At 66.3% G+C, this 15,853-nt stretch carries 14 protein-coding genes, 1 tRNA gene and 1 pseudogene; 5 read left to right on the plus strand and 11 right to left on the minus strand.

Annotated elements, in window-relative coordinates:
• The 4 genes and pseudogenes from ACTIAO_RS10690 to lysA form a co-directional block, all read right to left on the minus strand.
• Nucleotides 1-210 (minus strand): annotated as a pseudogene (locus ACTIAO_RS10690) (transcription termination factor Rho); the annotation flags it as partial.
• Between the two features lie 167 nt (nucleotides 211-377).
• Nucleotides 378-1,319, minus strand: a complete 942-nt coding sequence (thrB, locus tag ACTIAO_RS10695) for a homoserine kinase (RefSeq protein ID WP_441906255.1) — start codon at nucleotides 1,317-1,319, stop codon at nucleotides 378-380.
• Nucleotides 1,319-2,644 (minus strand): homoserine dehydrogenase, encoded by a 1,326-nt coding sequence (locus ACTIAO_RS10700; protein WP_441906256.1) that lies wholly within the window; start codon nucleotides 2,642-2,644, stop codon nucleotides 1,319-1,321. The genes thrB and ACTIAO_RS10700 overlap by 1 nt, the downstream gene beginning before the upstream one ends.
• Nucleotides 2,644-4,050 (minus strand): diaminopimelate decarboxylase, encoded by a 1,407-nt coding sequence (gene lysA / locus ACTIAO_RS10705; RefSeq protein WP_441906257.1) that lies wholly within the window; start codon nucleotides 4,048-4,050, stop codon nucleotides 2,644-2,646. Before lysA ends, ACTIAO_RS10700 begins: the two co-directional genes overlap by 1 nt.
• 137 nt (nucleotides 4,051-4,187) lie before the next feature.
• On the opposite strand from lysA, the gene ACTIAO_RS10710 reads away from it, so the two are divergent.
• Nucleotides 4,188-5,189 (plus strand): YihY/virulence factor BrkB family protein, encoded by a 1,002-nt coding sequence (locus ACTIAO_RS10710; protein WP_441906258.1) that lies wholly within the window; start codon nucleotides 4,188-4,190, stop codon nucleotides 5,187-5,189.
• Here ACTIAO_RS10710 and ACTIAO_RS10715 read toward each other — a convergent pair.
• Together ACTIAO_RS10715 and argS are read right to left on the minus strand one after the other, a co-directional pair.
• Nucleotides 5,186-6,028, minus strand: a complete 843-nt coding sequence (locus ACTIAO_RS10715) for a DUF2993 domain-containing protein (protein ID WP_441906259.1) — start codon at nucleotides 6,026-6,028, stop codon at nucleotides 5,186-5,188. The genes ACTIAO_RS10710 and ACTIAO_RS10715 overlap by 4 nt on opposite strands.
• Before the next feature lie 21 nt (nucleotides 6,029-6,049).
• A complete protein-coding gene (argS, locus tag ACTIAO_RS10720; RefSeq protein ID WP_441906260.1) occupies nucleotides 6,050-7,714 on the minus strand; it encodes an arginine--tRNA ligase in 1,665 nt (554 codons plus the stop codon).
• A gap of 59 nt (nucleotides 7,715-7,773) precedes the next feature.
• Here argS and ACTIAO_RS10725 point away from each other — a divergent pair, with 59 nt between their 5' ends.
• A complete protein-coding gene (locus ACTIAO_RS10725) occupies nucleotides 7,774-8,580 on the plus strand; it encodes an SGNH/GDSL hydrolase family protein (protein WP_441906261.1) in 807 nt (268 codons plus the stop codon).
• Nucleotides 8,581-8,719: 139 nt separating this feature from the next.
• Here ACTIAO_RS10725 and ACTIAO_RS10730 read toward each other — a convergent pair whose 3' ends face one another.
• From ACTIAO_RS10730 to ACTIAO_RS10750, 5 genes are all read right to left on the minus strand, one after another.
• A complete protein-coding gene (locus tag ACTIAO_RS10730) occupies nucleotides 8,720-9,421 on the minus strand; it encodes a Crp/Fnr family transcriptional regulator (RefSeq protein WP_441906262.1) in 702 nt (233 codons plus the stop codon).
• Nucleotides 9,418-11,436: a heavy metal translocating P-type ATPase gene (locus ACTIAO_RS10735; RefSeq protein WP_441906263.1), complete on the minus strand. Its 2,019-nt coding sequence runs from the start codon at nucleotides 11,434-11,436 to the stop codon at nucleotides 9,418-9,420. Before ACTIAO_RS10735 ends, ACTIAO_RS10730 begins: the two co-directional genes overlap by 4 nt.
• A 47-nt stretch (nucleotides 11,437-11,483) precedes the next feature.
• Nucleotides 11,484-11,720: a heavy-metal-associated domain-containing protein gene (locus ACTIAO_RS10740; protein ID WP_441906264.1), complete on the minus strand. Its 237-nt coding sequence runs from the start codon at nucleotides 11,718-11,720 to the stop codon at nucleotides 11,484-11,486.
• Nucleotides 11,721-12,078: 358 nt separating this feature from the next.
• Complete coding sequence (locus ACTIAO_RS10745; RefSeq protein WP_441906265.1) at nucleotides 12,079-12,720, minus strand: type IV toxin-antitoxin system AbiEi family antitoxin domain-containing protein; 642 nt, start codon at nucleotides 12,718-12,720, stop codon at nucleotides 12,079-12,081.
• Between the two features lie 137 nt (nucleotides 12,721-12,857).
• Nucleotides 12,858-12,930 (minus strand) — tRNA-Arg (locus ACTIAO_RS10750).
• Nucleotides 12,931-13,112: 182 nt separating this feature from the next.
• Between ACTIAO_RS10750 and ACTIAO_RS10755 the strand changes: the two genes are divergently transcribed.
• The 3 genes from ACTIAO_RS10755 to thrC all read left to right on the plus strand — a co-directional run bounded on the left by ACTIAO_RS10755 (nucleotide 13,113) and on the right by thrC (nucleotide 15,850).
• The gene (locus ACTIAO_RS10755; RefSeq protein WP_441906266.1) at nucleotides 13,113-13,586 is read left to right on the plus strand and encodes a DUF1990 family protein; all 474 of its coding nucleotides are present in this window, start codon (nucleotides 13,113-13,115) and stop codon (nucleotides 13,584-13,586) included.
• Between the two features lie 34 nt (nucleotides 13,587-13,620).
• Entirely contained in the window at nucleotides 13,621-14,310 is a 690-nt protein-coding gene (locus ACTIAO_RS10760; RefSeq protein ID WP_441906267.1) for a nucleotidyltransferase domain-containing protein, read from the plus strand.
• 118 nt (nucleotides 14,311-14,428) lie between these two features.
• A complete protein-coding gene (gene thrC, locus ACTIAO_RS10765) occupies nucleotides 14,429-15,850 on the plus strand; it encodes a threonine synthase (protein ID WP_441906293.1) in 1,422 nt (473 codons plus the stop codon).
• The last annotated feature ends 3 nt before the right edge of the window (nucleotides 15,851-15,853 follow it).

Here is a 15,853-nt window from a genome sequence, read left to right on the forward strand (position 1 = left end):
CTCGGCCGGTGCGCTCGCCTCGGCGGCGGCCGGCGCTGCGGTAGCGGCCTCGGCGGCCTGTTCTGCCTTGGCAGCTGCGGTGGCCGTGGTCGCACGGCGCGGAGCGCGCTTGCGCGGGGCCGTCGGTGCCTCAGCGGCGGGGGTTTCGGCTGCGGGCGCCTGGACGGCGGGTGCTGCCTGATCGTTCTGGGTCTCGGAGAAATTCTCCACGAGTACTCCCTTATATGTCGTGGGAAATGAGCATGTCTCGCGCACAACGGGTGCTGCGCGCGATCGCACGGGCAGACGCTCGGCGTCCGCCAGCCAGGACCGGAAAATCAGTTCTGGGGGTTGCGTGCGGATCTCGCAGAATTGCGATGGGGGCCAGATTCACGAATTTACGTGGAGCCCTCCGCTCGTTCCCTAACTGTACCACCACGCACGTCGACGGCCAGCATGAGGCCCTCCCACGGGGTGTCCGTCACGGAATCGGCGAGTTCTACGGCGTCCTGGCGGTGGCCAGGACCGTCTGCGAGCACGAGAACGCTCGGCCCTGCCCCGGACACCACCGCGGCGAAGCCTGCCGCGCGCAGGGCTGTGACCAGGCTGTGGGTCTCGGGCATGGCCTCGGCGCGATAGTCCTGGTGCAGCCTGTCGGCCGTCGCATCAAGGAGCAGCTCCGGGCTCTGCATCAGAGCGGCGATGAGCAGAGCGGTGCGGGAGACGTTGAACACGGCATCCTCGCGGGAGACCTGCGGTGGCTGCAACGATCGTGCCAGCGTCGTCGACATCATGCGCTCCGGCACCAGAACCAGCGGTGCGACTCCGCGGTGCACGAGGAGCTTCTTGTGCTGCGGCCCGCTCTCGCCCGTCCACGCGATGGTCAGTCCGCCGAACAGCGCCGGGGCGACGTTGTCGGGGTGTCCTTCGAGCTCCGTTGCCAGGCGCAGAAGCGCAGCATCCGAGAACTCCACGTCACCGGTGAGCAGGCCCTTGGCTGCCAGCACGCCCGCAGTGACGGCGGCACCCGATGAGCCGAGCCCGCGGCCGTGCGGAACGCCGTTGTGCGCGCGGATCCGCAGCCCCGGCATCTCACGGCCGACGTCGTTGTACACGTGTTCGATGGAGCGGACGATGAGATTCGACTCGTCGCGGGCGATCTCGGACGCCCCCGACCCGGTCACCTCGATGTCGAGGCGGTCCTCGCCGAGCGCGGTGATGGTCAGCTCGTCGTAGACACTCAGCGCAAGCCCCAACGTGTCGAACCCCGGACCGAGATTGGCGCTCGTGGCCGGAACCTGAACCTGGACGGTCCGCCCGTCGACACGATCGGCCGCCATCACTCGCCTTCCACGCGCAGCACCGACACGACACGGTCGACGACATCGCTCGCGGCGAGGTCTGCCACGGTGTCGCTCAGCGCACGTTCGGTAGCCCGGTGCGTGCCGATCACGAGTCGCGCGATCGCATCGGACTCCGATTCGTCGACGGTCTGAACGACGGTCGCCACCGATACGCCGCCGTCCGAGAGGATCCCGGCGACCGTCGCGAGCACACCCGGCTGATCTGTGACCTCGAGGGTGATCTGGTAGCGGGTGACGACGTGCCCGATCGGCACCGTGGGAAGGTTCGCGCGCGTGGACTCGCCCACGCCGACGCCTCCGGCGATGTGGCGGCGGGCGGCCGAGACGACATCGCCGAGCACGGCGGATGCGGTCTGCACACCACCGGCCCCCGCGCCGTAGAACATCAGGGATCCGGCGGCCTCCGCCTCGACGAAGACGGCATTGTTCGCACCGTGCACGGAGGCGAGCGGGTGCGTGCGCGATACCAACGCCGGGTACACCCGGACCGAGATGGACTCGGCGCCATCGACCGTGAGACGCTCGCAGACCGCGAGCAGCTTGATGACGAAACCGGCCGAACGGGCCTCTTCGATCATCGACGGAGTGATCGAAGTGATGCCCTCGCGGTGCACGGCATCCAACGGCACTTTGGTGTGGAACGCGAGCGATGCCAGGATCGCCGCCTTCTGCGCGGCGTCGAAGCCCTCGACGTCGGCGGTGGGGTCGGCCTCGGCATAGCCCAGTCGCTGAGCATCGGCGAGCACGTCGGCGAAGTCCGCGCCCTCGGAGTCCATGCGGTCGAGGATGTAGTTGGTCGTGCCGTTGACGATGCCCATGATGCGCACGACCCGGTCGCCGGCGAGAGAATCGCGCAGGGGGCGGATGATCGGGATCGCCCCGGCTGCTGCCGCCTCGTAGTACACCGATGCGCCGACCTGATCGGCCGCTTCGAACAGCTCATTGCCGTGCGTTGCGAGCAGAGCCTTGTTGGCGGTGACGACGTCTGCTCCGGAAGTCAGTGCCAGCAGGATGTTCTCGCGCGCCGGTTCGATCCCGCCCATGAGTTCGATGACGATATCGCTGCCGACGATGAGCGTCTCGGCATCGGTCGTGAACAGCTCCTTCGGAAGATCCACATCGCGCGGAGCATCCACATCGCGAACGGCGATGCCGGACAGCTCAAGAGATGCGCCGGCACGATCTGCGAGTTCGTCACCGTGACGCAGCAGCAGATCGGCGACCTGCGATCCCACAGCGCCAGCGCCGAGGAGCGCCACCCTGAGACGGCGGTACTGATCGCTCGATTGTGGCAGGGTCATCATGCTCCTTCTGTGATGCTGATTCCGGTATCCCGTGCCAGCAGATCATCGAGGCTCTCGCCGCGAACGATGACGCGGGAGGAACCGCGCGTGACCGCGACGACAGCGGGACGGGGGACGTGGTTGTAGTTGCTGGCGAGCGACATGCAGTAAGCCCCCGTGGCGGGCACCGCCAGCAGATCGCCGGGTGCGACATCGCCGGGAAGGTACTCGTGATCGACGACGATGTCACCGGACTCGCAGTGCTTGCCGACCACCCGCACGAGCGCAGATGGCACGTCGCTGGTGCGCGAGGCGATGCGTGCTGAGAACTGAGCACCGTAGAGGGCCGGTCTCGCGTTGTCACTCATGCCGCCATCGACGCTGACGTACAGCCTGCTCGCACCGGAATCCAGCGTGACGGCCTTGGTGGTGCCCACTTCGTACACCGTCACGCCGGCAGTACCGACGATCGCGCGCCCTGGTTCGAAGGCGAGGATCGGCAGCGGGATGCCGCGCTCGGCGCACCCGGCCGCGACAGCACCGACGATTTCTGCTGCGAGCTGGCCGATCGGTGTCGGGTCGTCGACGCTCGTGTAGGCGATGCCGAATCCGCCGCCGAGATTGAGGAGCGGAATCTCGCCGCCCGCAAGCAGCTTCTCGTGCAGTTCGAGCACTCGAGAGGCCGACTCGCGGAAGCCGGCAACGCCGAAGATCTGCGATCCGATGTGGCAGTGGAGCCCCACGAATTCGAGTGCGGGGAGTTCGCGGATGCGCGCGACGGCGATTTCAGCATCCCCGAACGGCATCCCGAACTTCTGGTCCTCATGTGCGGTGGCGAGGAAATCGTGCGTCTCGGCGTGCACGCCACTGTTCACCCGCACGAGCACGCGTTGAACGGTGCCGATGCGCGCTGCGGCGACGGCGACGCGTTCGATCTCGACCGCACTGTCGACGATGATCGTGCCGATGCCGACCGAAACCGCTCGTTCGATCTCGCTGACGGACTTGTTGTTGCCGTGAAAGCCGATCCGCGCGGGATCGACCCCGGCTGCGAGCGCGACCTCGAGCTCGCCGCACGTGCAGACATCGACGTTCAGACCTTCCTCGGTCACCCAGCGCGCGACGGCTGTCGAGAGGAACGCCTTCCCGGCGTAGTAGACACGGGAACTCGTGCCGTGTTCTGCCGTGGCCCTCGCGAATGCATCATGGAATGCGCGAGCACGCTCGCGCACTTCGTCCTCGTCGAGGACGAGAAGCGGTGTGCCGTACTGCCGGACGAGCTCGGCCACCGGCATCCCCCCGAGCACCAGCGCACCGCCTGCATCGCGATCCGCGGCCGCCGGCCAGACCGCCTGCGCCAGGCTATTCGCATCGTCGGGCACGACGAGCCAGTCCGGGGCGAGGGAATCTGCAGGAGAAAGCACAGAGCACCAATCGTGAGGGGAGCCCCGGTCGAAGACGGGTCGAGCGAGGATGCCCCGATTCTATGGCACCGGCCCAGATCACCCGGCATCCGGCAAGCCCCTCACGCAGGAAGATCACGATTCATTACGGTGATGGTATGAAGATGGTGAAGTCGGTGATCGCCTGGGTCCTGGGACTGAAGGTCGTGCGCGCGTATCTGCTCTACTCCGAGCGGCGCGGCGCGATGCTCGCGGACAGCGTCACGTACCGCGCGCTGTTCAGCGTATTCGCCGGGCTCCTGCTCGGATTCTCGATCGCGTCGATCTGGTTGGTCGGTAATCCAGAGGCATGGAAGGCGGTCCTGAAAGCGGTCGATTCCGCCATTCCGGGGCTCGTCGGCCCGAACGGCGTCGTGAAGGATCCCACCGTCATCGAAGCACCCGCGGGACTGTCGATCGCCGGAATCATCTCCCTGGTCGCACTCATCGGTGCTGCTCTCGGTGCGATCGGCTCCCTGCGCATCGCCGTTCGCACCATCGCGGGCACTGCCCTGGAGGACACTCTGTTCGTCTGGGTGATCCTGCGCAACCTCGCGCTCGCGATCGGCATCGCCGTCGCATTCATCGCCGCGGCGGGCGTGACCTTCATCGCCGGGATCGGGCTGGGGTTCATCACCGAGCTGCTCGGTCTGCCCGCGGATTCTGCAGCAGCGGCGTGGGGGGTGCGGCTCGTCTCGCTGGTAGTGGTGTTCGCCCTCGACGTCCTGTTGATCTTCGGGATCTACCGGCTCCTGTCCGGAGAGCGGGCACCCGCACGATCGGTGTGGGCTGGTGCTGTGCTCGGCGGGGTCGGTCTGCTGGTGCTGCAGGAGCTGTCGAGTCTGTTCGTCGGCGGCGCGACATCCAATCCCCTACTGGCGTCATTCGCGTCGCTGCTCGCGCTGTTGATCTGGATGAATCTGTCATCGCAGGTGATTCTCATCGCCTGCGCGTACATCACCACCGGCGCAGAGGAAGCGCACGACCGGGTGGCATCGACAGAGGGCGCACGAACGTTCGCCCAGCGACGCGTGCAGCGTGCGCAGCAGGATGTGATGATCGCGACGAAGGCTCTGCGTGCGGCGGAGAAGGTGGAGTCCGCGGAGCGGAACGGCAATTAGTCGCAGACGCCGTTCGCCTGAAGCGCCGCGTCCGTGACGATCGCTCCATCGACGTCGAGGTCGATCACCGCTTCGGAGCCCTTGATGGCGATATCGGTCATCGTGAGACCTGCCGGCAGCTGATCGGCGATGCAGATGCGCTGGGGCTGAGTGATCTGCGCTGCCATGTCGCCGAAGCGTTCGGCGATATCGGCGGCGTTCAGCGTGACACCGGCGAGCTGAAGACCGACGGGCGTGAGCAGCAGATCTCCGTCATCCGCCCCGGGCGTCACCGTCAGCGAGATCGGCACGGGCACCCCGAACACCGAAAAGCTTCCGGATGCCGTGACATCGGGCTCTGCGAACGTGACCTCATCGATCGGCAGATCGGATGCCAGGACCAGATCTGTGAACTGCTGCTGATCGATGCGAACGGTGCCCTGCGCTTCGGTGAGGTTCCCACCGCGCAGCGGAACGCCGATGGCTGTGACATCCGCCGAGCCAGTGACGCCGCCGAGCGTGACCGAGTCGGTCGACAAGTGCAGCTCGTCGAGGCGACCGCCGATGAGCTGCGGGAGCAGGATGCCGTCGGCGTCGACCTCGAGCTGCTGACCCTGGGGAAGATCGAGCTGTTCGATCACCGCGCCACGAACGATGCCCGGCAGGAGGGCGCGGGTGAGGAGCTCCGCCGCGACGACCAGGAGGGCGAGCACGACCACGACGATGAGGACCACCCAGGGCCAGCGCGCACGGCGCGTCACCGGATGCTGCGGACCGCCGCGTCGCTCGCCGGGGATCACGAGTGTCGGATGCTCCGAGGAGGGTTCCGGATACGGAAGTGTGGGGTGCTCGTCGCTCATGGGATCCTCGCGTTCTGGCCGCTACATGCGCTCGGGCGCGGAGACGCCGAGCAGTCCCAGTCCGTTGCGCAGCACCTGGCCGGTGGCGTCGTTCAGCCACAGGCGGGTCCGGTGGACGCTCTCGATCGGGGCATCGCCCAGCGGTGTCACGCGGCAGTTGTCGTACCAGCGGTGGTAGAGACCTGCCAGTTCCTCGAGGTAGCGCGCGATGCGGTGCGGTTCGCGGACGGATGCTGCAAAAGCGACGATGCGCGGGAACTCCTGGAGGGCTCCGAGCAGCGCTGACTCCGTCTCGTGCGTGAGCGTCTCGGGGGCGAACTCGGAACGGTTCACTCCGGAGTCCGCGGCGTTGCGGCCGACGTTGTGCGTGCGTGCGTGGGCGTACTGCACATAGAAGACGGGGTTGTCGTTGGTGCGCTTCTGCAGCAGCTCAGGATCGAGGTCGAGCGGCGAATCAGCCGGCGAGCGCTCGAGCGAGTACCGCAGAGCATCAGTGCCCAGCCACTCGAGAAGATCGTCCATCTCGATGATGTTTCCGGCGCGCTTGGACAGGCGCGCACCATTGATCGACACCATCTGGCCGATGAGGACCTGGATGTTCTTCTCCGGATCTTCACCCGCCGCACCGGCAACGGCCTTGAGACGGTGGACGTAGCCGTGGTGATCGGCGCCGAGCAGGTAGATCTTGTTCTGGAACCCGCGGTCGCCCTTGTTCAGGTAGTAGGCGGCGTCGGCTGCGAAGTACGTGTACTCCCCGTTCGAGCGGCGGATCACGCGGTCCTTGTCATCGCCGAACTCGGTGGTGCGCACCCAGACGGCGCCCTCCTCGTCGAAGACGTGACCCTGCTCGCGGAGCCGGTCGACGGCCTGATCGATCAGGCTGGTGCCATCGGCTCCCTTCGCGTGCAGCGTGCGCTCCGAGAACCACACGTCGAAGGGAACGTTGAACCGCTCCAGCGAGCTCTTGATCTCGGCGAGCTGGTACTCGTAGCCGAGGTCTTCTGCGACCTGCATCTGCTCTGTCTCAGGCAGTTCGAGCAGGTCGGGGCGGGCCTCGAGGACCCGAGCGGCGAGCGTCGCGATGTACTCACCCGGGTAGCCGCCCTCGGGGGTCGGCTCCCCCTTCGCCGCAGCTACGAGGGATGCCGCGAACCGCTGCATCTGCGCGCCAGCATCGTTGATGTAGTACTCACGGACGGCGTTCGCGCCGCTGGCGAGGAGTAGTCGCACGATGGAATCGCCGAGAGCAGCCCAGCGCGTGTGGGCGATGTGCAGCGGACCGGTGGGGTTCGCCGAGACGAACTCGACGTTCACGCTGACGCCGGCCTGCGAGTCATTCGTGCCATACGCGTCGCCCGCGTCGACGATGGTCTTCGCAAGAACGCCGGCGGCGGCAGCATCCAGTCGAAAGTTGATGAACCCGGGACCGGCGACCTCGGCGCTGGCCACACCGTCGACCTGCGCGACCTCGTCGGCGATCCGCTGCGCGAGCTCGCGCGGGTTCGTCCCGAGCTTCTTGGCCAGGCGCATCGCGATGTTCGATGCCCAGTCCCCGTGGTCGCGATTGCGGGGTCGCTCCAGCGGAACGTCCGTGACGTCGAGGGCGAGCGACTCGTCGGGTCGCAGAGATGCGGCGATCGGCGTGACGACGGCGAGGATGGCTTCGGCGAGAGTATCGGGGTTCATATCCCTTCAATTCTAGGCCGCGAGTTGGTGCCCGCCTTTCGATCGCTTACCCTCGTCCCATGGGTTGGGGCATGACGCGGCGACGCGGCCGCGTAGCGGTACTGGCAGTAGTGCTGACAGCAGCCGTTTCGGCTGCCGTTCTGGGCGTGTGGCGCCCGTGGATTCCGGCGGCGATGGACGCACCCGTTCTCGCCTCCGACGACGTCGTGACGGTGGCTCCTACGCCGATCCTGCTGCCGGAGCATCCGCAGGTTCTCGTCTTCGGCGACTCCTGGACATACGGGACCGCGGCGAGCGATCCAACGCTCGGCTACGCGTATGTGCTCGCGGATCTGCTGGACGGCGACACGGTCGTCGATGGCGTCCGCGGCAGCGGATACCTCAAGCCCGGAATCGACGGGCCGGACTTCGGCGACCGCATCGCAGCACTGGACCCGGCGATCGCTCCCGATCTCGTGATCATCCAGGGATCGATCAATGACCGCGAGCAGGGTGCGGAGGGGTACCGCGAGGCGGTGACGTCGGCATGGGATGCTCTCGCAGCGACGTATCCCGAGGCTCCGATCGTCGTGCTGGGCCCTGCCCCGCACGAGCTTCCTGTCGGCGCAGGGACCGCTCGGATCGATCACGAGCTCGCGGCTCTGGCGGGAGCGCGCGGCTGGTGGTACATCTCCCCCGTCCAGCAGAGCTGGATCACGGAGCAGAACTACCTCGACGTCATCGATGTCGACTTCGGAAACAAGCATCCATCCACGGCCGGGCACCACTACCTCGCTGAGAAGGTCGCCGCGGCGCTCGCCGACATCGAAGCGGCTCCCGTGACCGAGGCCGGCGGCGCGGAGACCACCCCCGCGCCCGCCCCCTGACCCACGATCCGCGGGCCCCGCTCGCCGGACCACCTTCGCCGAGGCCCCCTCTGGTGATCCGCGCCCCCTCTGAATCACGTATTTCAGCGGGGGCGCGGATGCTGCGCGGGGGCCTCGGCGCAGGTGTCCGGACGGGAACTCACGTATCGGTCGCGAGAGCGCTCAGGGCATCCGCATCCGCGATCGTGATCCGGCTGCCGCTCCCCTGCACGATGACTCCGGCATCGCTGAGTGCGCGCAGCTGGCGGCTGAGCGACTCCGGAGTGGTGTCGAGCAGCGAGGCGATGTCCTTCTTCGCCAACGGCAGCACGACGTCGATGTGCCCCTCGGAGCGGGACTGCGCAGGAAGCGCGAGCAGATAGTCCGCGAGACGCGAGCTGACATCGCTTGAAATCACGGCGGCAAGTCGAGCTTCAGCCTCCCCCAGCCGCCTGCTCACCCCCTGCAGCATCCGCAGTCCGATGCTCGTGTGCTTCTCCACGAGACGGCCGAGATCACCGTGGTCGAACACGCACAATTGAGCGTCTTCGAGAGCGGTCGCTGTGTGGTCGGGGCGGATGCCGGTGAGAAACGCGGATTCGCCGATGAAGTCGCCAGGGCCGAGCACCCGGATGATCTGCTCGTGGCCGTCGGAGCTCGTCCGCGCGATCTTCACGCGTCCGGTGTGCACCACCATCAGCTGGGAGACGTCCTCCCCCGCGGAGTACACCTGCTCTGCACGATCGAGGTGCGTGGGACGCGCGACGCCGGCGACCTCGACCTGCTGGTCGTAGGTCAGTCCCTGAAACAGCGGCACCCGACTGACGCACAGATCCCCTGGGCGCTCCGCACTCGTCGTCACTGGTGCTCCTGTCGCTGGGTCACACGCTCGTCATCCAGTATGGCAACGGATCGTCCGGAGCTGGGCATGGCTGTCGCACCTTGTGCGTTGCGCAGCAACCGCATCGCGTTGAGAATGACCACGAGAACCGACCCCTCGTGCACGAGCATGCCGAGCGCCATCGTCACCCCACCGGCGAAGACGCCGATCAGGAGCAGCACAACGGTGATCAGTGCTATCGCGATGTTCTGTCGCATCACGTTCACCGTGCGCTTGGCCAGGAGAATCGCTTCGGGAAGCTTGAGCAGGTTGTCGCCCATGAGCGCGATATCTGCGGTCTCCACCGCCACCGCGGACCCCGCAGCACCCATCGCGACGCCGATGTCGGCCGTGGCGAGCGCCGGGGCGTCGTTGACGCCGTCTCCGACCATCGCGACGGTGTATCCCTCGCGCTGCAGCTGCGCCACCGCAGCCAGTTTGTCCTCCGGCAGGAGCGAGGCGTGCACCTCATCGATACCGGTCGCCCTGGCGATGGCCTCGGCCACGAGCCGGGTGTCACCGGTGAGCATGACGACCTTCTCGACTCCGCTCGCGTGCAGTCGCCGGATCATTTCCGGAGCATCCTCACGGATGGCATCCGCGACGGCGATCACACCGATCACCGCATCATCGACGGCGACGATCATCGGAGTCCTGCCCGCCGCGGACAGCTCGGCTGCCGCCGCTGCCGCGTCCGCGGCATCCGGAATTCCGCACTGCTTGAGGAGCGCAGCGTTGCCGATGAGAATCCTCCGACCGTCGACGTCCGAGACGATTCCCTTGCCGATGACGGGGGTGACGACGCCCGGGATGCCGACGGGAGCGACGCCCTCGGCCCGCGCAGTGTCGAGAATCGGCCGGGCCAGTGGATGCTCGGAGCCTGCTTCTGCGACTGCCGCCCACCGCAGCACGTCCGTGCGCGTCAGCGCGGGATCGAGCACGACGACATCGGTCAGCACCGGGCGTCCCTCGGTCAGGGTGCCTGTCTTATCGACGGCGACAGCCGAGATCTTCGCGGAGGTCTCCAGATACTCGCCGCCCTTGATGAGGATTCCGTTCCGTGCCGACCGGCCGATGCCGGCCACGATCGCCACGGGAATCGAGATCACTAGGGCGCCGGGGCAGCCGATGACGAGCAGGGTGAGCGCGAGCACGACGTCACCGGAGAGCAGACCTGCGGCGAGCGCGAGCGCCATCACCGCCGGCGTGTACCACTTCGAGAACCGGTCGATGAATGCCTGGGTTTTCGCCTTCGCATCCTGGGCTTCTTCCACACGGTGGATGATGCGTGCGAGGGTCGTGTCCGCTCCGATTCCCGTCGCGAGCACTTGCAGGAAGCCGCTGCGGGAGATCGTGCCGGCGAAGACACGATCCGATGCGGTCTTCTCCACCGGGATGGATTCACCGGTGATGGATGCCTCATCGATCGCGCCCGTGCCGGAGATGACCTCCCCGTCGACGGGCACCTTCGACCCGTTCTTCACGAGCACGGTCTCCCCTGCGCGCACCTGTCCGGCGGGGATCTCGATCTGGTCTCCGTCGCGCAGCACAAGCGCACGGTCCGGGGCGACGGCGACAAGGGCTGCGAGAGCGGCGCGGGTCTTGTTCATCGTGCCGGCCTCGAGCGCGTGTCCGACCGAGAACAGGAAGGTCACCGCGGCTGCTTCCCAGAAGTTGCCGATGATGATCGCGCCGATCGCGGCGATCGACACGAGCAGGTCGATGCTCACGAACTTCACCATCAGGGCACGGGTCGCCTTGATGACGATCCCGTAGCCCGCGACGACCGCCGCGGCGATCATGAACGCGTTCGCCAGCGTGAACGCGTCCCCGGAGCCGTGGGCGTGTTCGCCGGCGTGCACCCACCACTGCGGGCTGAGGGTGACGTTCCCGTCGCCCGCGAAGAGGTGCTCCGTGCCGAACGAGAGGAGGATCAGCATCCCGGAGATCACCGGGATGAACCAGTTGCTGTGCTGCCAGGCACGAAGCGCGTTCACGAACCCGCCGCCTTCCTGTGTAGTGATGTCTGTGTCAGCGGACCGGGTCAGAACGCAGAGGCGCTGGATTTGTAGCCGGCTTTGCCCACGGCAGCGATCAGCTCATCGACCGAGGCCCTCGCTGCGTCATGGTCGACTTCGACGCGGCCGGATGCGAAGTGCACCTTCACGTTCTCGACGCCGTCCATGCGGCCGACCTGCTTCTCGATCTTCGACACGCACGACGGGCAGGAGAATCCTTCGGCGCGCAACAGGGTGTGTGTGGTCTGGGTCGTGTTGTTCATGACAGCACCTTTCTCACGGTTGAGTTTTCCATCGGACCAGGTATATTCCTGTCGTCCGATGTCGACGCTACCCGTGTGCCCCGTCCCCGTCCTTGACCCAGGTCAAGCCCCTCACTTACTTTCGCCGAGGCCCCCTCTGGTTACCCGCGCCCCCTCTGAATCGCGTGTTTCAGAGGGGGCGCGGATGCTGCGCGGGGGCCTCGGCGCAGTTGTCGATGACAGCTGGTGTCAGGACCTCCACGCGCGAGCAACCGTCGCAGCGGCCTCAGCAGCTGTGACGCGCACGATCCCCTGATGCGCGAGAGCGTCGTTCCACTCGGCGGGTGATGGGACCAGAGCTGTGCGATGCCCGGCCATCTCAGGTCTCCAGCGTCTGCAGGAGTGTGCGTGCCGACGCGGGTACGCGCCCGCTTCTGCCGAGCACATCCTCGAACTGCGCTCTTGTGACGCGCTCAGTGAGGTTGGTTACGGCCTCGGCGTACTGAACTTCCCCCAGTAAGACGCGCGACCCGCGATGAGCCAGGAGGTCGAATAATGTCTGCGCGGGGGTGGTCACGAGCGCATCGCCGAGAATTGTGTGCTCAAGCGTTGCGTCAACATCATCGATGCGCCGGAAGACGAAATGAATGCGCCCCCCTATCGCGAGTTCGACGGGTTTGATGCCGCGTTCCCCGACCGCAATTGTCGTGACGCCGATGGCGCGCGGGACCGCGTGCCACTGCCGTGCTGCGCCCGGGCCCATGAGGATGGCAGCACGAGGCCCGAACCGAGCCGTGGCCAAGGCTAGAGCGCCCGCTTCCAGCGGTGGGCGCCAACGACGCGCGTCCGCACCATCGGGAGGAACCGTATACACGCCATGGGCAAGCTTCGTCAGAGCTCCTTTGCCGACAAGGCGCGAAATGGTGCGCGTCGCATTGGAGACGATGTTTCGCACATCTTCCGTACGAACCGTTCGCATTGGAGCACGCTCGATGGTGCGGATCAGCTCGACGTCGTCCACCACTCCCCTTTAGGTAAGTAAAAACCTACGCCTAGTGTAGTTTTAAACTTACTTAAATGAAACTAGCTCAACCTTGGAGTGGTAGCTACAACGCGGAAAGGGCCGTCCAAATGGACAGCCCTTTTCGTACAATCTTGTGCCCCCGACAGGAGTTGAACCTGCGACCTACGGTACCGGAAACCGGCGCTCTATCCACTGAGCTACGGAGGCGTACTGATCGACAATATCACCGGTGCGGCCTGCGCTCGATTCGCGCAGAGTTCCGCGCGTTTCTCTCGACCGGACAGATACGATTGCGCGATGTGGTGGACGGACGAGGAATGGGCTGCGCTCGCCGATCCACTTCAGTGCGACCGAGTCCACCCACTGAGGTCAGCCTGGGGCGCGCGCGTATGACCTACCCGGCTCGCATTGAATGGCCGCCGACTGACAATCGTCACCGCCGCTCGGAGGCCACGGCATCCATCGGTCATGGCGATGCCGTGTGGGAGCGAGCGAGTCGCGATGTGCTCCGTTGGAAGGTCAAGACCAGAAGCGGATTCACGGTCGACAATGACACGCCCACCACTGAGGGTGATCGCGTACTCGTCACAGCACGCGTGCTCGGGATGAAGATCGTCGAGCCCGTGGAAGTCGTGAACGTGGTGAACGAACCCGATCGGGTCGGCTTCTCGTACCGCACGCTCCCCGGCCACCCCGTCAGCGGCGAAGAAGCCTTCATCGTGCACCGCCGCGCCGACGAAGTGTTCCTGACCGTCCGCTCACTCACGCGCCCCGCACCGCAACAGCCCTGGCGCGCGCTCTACCCATTCCTACGGGTCGCCCAGGTGATCGTGCGCCGCAGATATCTGCGTGCACTGCGATAGGTCACGTACCCGCAGCCAGCTCTAGAATTTCCGGATGCAGTACATCGAGCTCGCGGAGCGATTCATCGCCGCGCATTACCCGAAGGCATCCACCGCGGTGATCGGCGGCAGCACATCGCGTGGCGAGCGTACTCGTACGAGCGACATCGACCTGCTCCTGATCGGTGATGATCTGCTGCCCGACGGCGAGTCGGGCGCCGCGCTCACGCTGGCGTTCGAGGACGAGATCTTCGAGGTGTTCGCATACACACCAGACGGGTTCGACGAGTGGGCGCAGCGCAGCATCGCCCAGCACCGGCCCGTGATCGTCCACATGCTCGTCGAAGGAATTCGAGTCCGCGGCGACGAAGAACTCGACGCGCTGCGCACGAAGTGGGCCGCAGTGCTGGATAACGGCCCGACGCCCGACAGCCACGAATTGGAGTTCCGCCGCTACGTCATCACCGACGTCCTCGATGATCTCCGTGACGCTACGGATCCCCTCGAGCGTCAGGTGATTGCCGCGACGCTGTTCGAACGCACCGCCGAGCTCATGCTGCTCACCGCCGGCAAATGGATCGCCACCGGCAAGTACCTCCCGCGTCGCCTGCGCGAACTGCCAGCAGATCGAGTCGATGCACTCAGCGTCCCGTACGTGCGCTGTGACTTCGACAAAATGGCGGATGCTGTCGAACGCGAACTCCGCGCGGCAGGCGGACGTGTGCAAGCAGGCTTCATCCGCTGACCACGCTGACCACGCTGACCACGCTGACCACAACGATCGGCGTAACGCACCCCACCCACGCCGTACGATGGAACCGAAGATCCCGGCATCCATCTCCAGCACGAACGAGGTTCGAGACTTGCAGTACATCTCCACACGCGGCGGCACGCTCGGACAGTTCAGCGATGTCCTTCTCGAAGGGCTCGCCCCCAATGGCGGTCTCGCCGTTCCCGAGCAGCTCCCCCGGCTCTCCGCCGACGACCTCGAGCGCGTGCGCGTGCTGACGTACCCGCAACTCGCCACCGAGATCATCGGACTCTTCGCCACCGACATCCCCCGTGCGGACCTCGCCCGCCTCACCGAGAACGCCTACGGCGGCGGCAAGTTCGCAGCAGAAGAGATCGTGCCGCTCACGGCGGTCGACGGCATGACGCTCGTCGGTCTCTCCGAGGGCCCGACCCTCGCGTTCAAGGACATGGCCATGCAGTTCCTCGGCGAGGCGCTCGAGTACGTGCTCGAAAAGCGCGACCGCGTCCTCAACGTGCTCGGCGCCACCTCCGGCGACACCGGTTCAGCTGCCGAGCACGCGCTGCGCGGCCTCGACCGCGTCTCGGTGTTCATGCTCTCCCCGCAGGGCCGCATGAGCGCCTTCCAGCGCGCGCAGATGTACTCGCTGCAGGACGAGAACGTCCACAACATCGCTGTGGCGGGCGTCTTCGATGACTGCCAGAACCTCGTCAAGCGACTGAACACCGACCTCGATTTCAAGCGCAGGCACAGCATCGGCGCCGTCAACTCCATCAACTTCGGTCGCATCGCAGCCCAGATCGTCTACTACGTGTGGGCATGGCTGCGCACAACGGATGCCGTCGCCGAAAGCGAGCGCGCAGGCTTCGAGGTCTCGTTCGCCGTCCCCTCCGGCAACTTCGGCAACATTCTCTCCGGCCACTACGCCCGCACCATGGGCGTCCCGATCCACCAGCTCGTCCTCGCGACCAACGAGAACAACGTGCTCGACGAGTTCTTCCGCACCGGCCACTACCGCCCGCGCACCTCGGCGGACACGCTCGCGACCTCGAGCCCGTCGATGGATGTCTCCCGCGCCTCGAACCTCGAGCGCTTCGTGTTCGACCTGCTCGGCCGCGACCCCGAGCGCACCGCCGCCGCATGGCACGAGCTCGAGGAGCGCGACGAGATCGACCTGTCAGCCGAGCTCGACCGCTTCCAGGACGAGTTCGGCATCGTCAGCGGCACCAGCACCCATGACGACCGGCTCGCCACCATCCGCGACCTCCACGACAAGACCGGCGTCACGATCGACCCGCACACCGCCGACGGTGTCAAAGTCGCCCGCGAGCGCATCGAGAACGGCATCCCGATGCTCGTTCTCGAAACGGCCAAGCCCGCCAAATTCGCCGACCTCATCGAGGAGGCGATCGGTCAGAGCGTCAAACCGGATGCTGACACGCAGGCGCTGCTCGACGCTCCGCAACGCGTCATCGAGATGCCGGACGACGAGCAGCAGCTGCGGGCATACATCTCCGAACGCGCGCTGAGCTGACGA

This window comes from Microbacterium sp. (assembly GCF_052099035.1).
Classification (GTDB): domain Bacteria; phylum Actinomycetota; class Actinomycetes; order Actinomycetales; family Microbacteriaceae; genus Microbacterium.

What these genes read in the sequence shown, in the direction of transcription:
- thrB (WP_441906255.1), bottom strand. Translation starts at nt 1,319, where the DNA reads ATGGCGGCCGATCGTGTCGACGGGCGGACCGTCCAGGTTCAGGTTCCG.
- ACTIAO_RS10700 (WP_441906256.1), bottom strand. Translation starts at nt 2,644, where the DNA reads ATGACCCTGCCACAATCGAGCGATCAGTACCGCCGTCTCAGGGTGGCG.
- ACTIAO_RS10710 (WP_441906258.1), top strand. Translation starts at nt 4,188, where the DNA reads ATGAAGATGGTGAAGTCGGTGATCGCCTGGGTCCTGGGACTGAAGGTC.
- ACTIAO_RS10715 (WP_441906259.1), bottom strand. Translation starts at nt 6,028, where the DNA reads ATGAGCGACGAGCACCCCACACTTCCGTATCCGGAACCCTCCTCGGAG.
- argS (WP_441906260.1), bottom strand. Translation starts at nt 7,714, where the DNA reads ATGAACCCCGATACTCTCGCCGAAGCCATCCTCGCCGTCGTCACGCCG.
- ACTIAO_RS10725 (WP_441906261.1), top strand. Translation starts at nt 7,774, where the DNA reads ATGGGTTGGGGCATGACGCGGCGACGCGGCCGCGTAGCGGTACTGGCA.
- ACTIAO_RS10740 (WP_441906264.1), bottom strand. Translation starts at nt 11,720, where the DNA reads ATGAACAACACGACCCAGACCACACACACCCTGTTGCGCGCCGAAGGA.
- ACTIAO_RS10755 (WP_441906266.1), top strand. Translation starts at nt 13,113, where the DNA reads ATGACCTACCCGGCTCGCATTGAATGGCCGCCGACTGACAATCGTCAC.
- ACTIAO_RS10760 (WP_441906267.1), top strand. Translation starts at nt 13,621, where the DNA reads ATGCAGTACATCGAGCTCGCGGAGCGATTCATCGCCGCGCATTACCCG.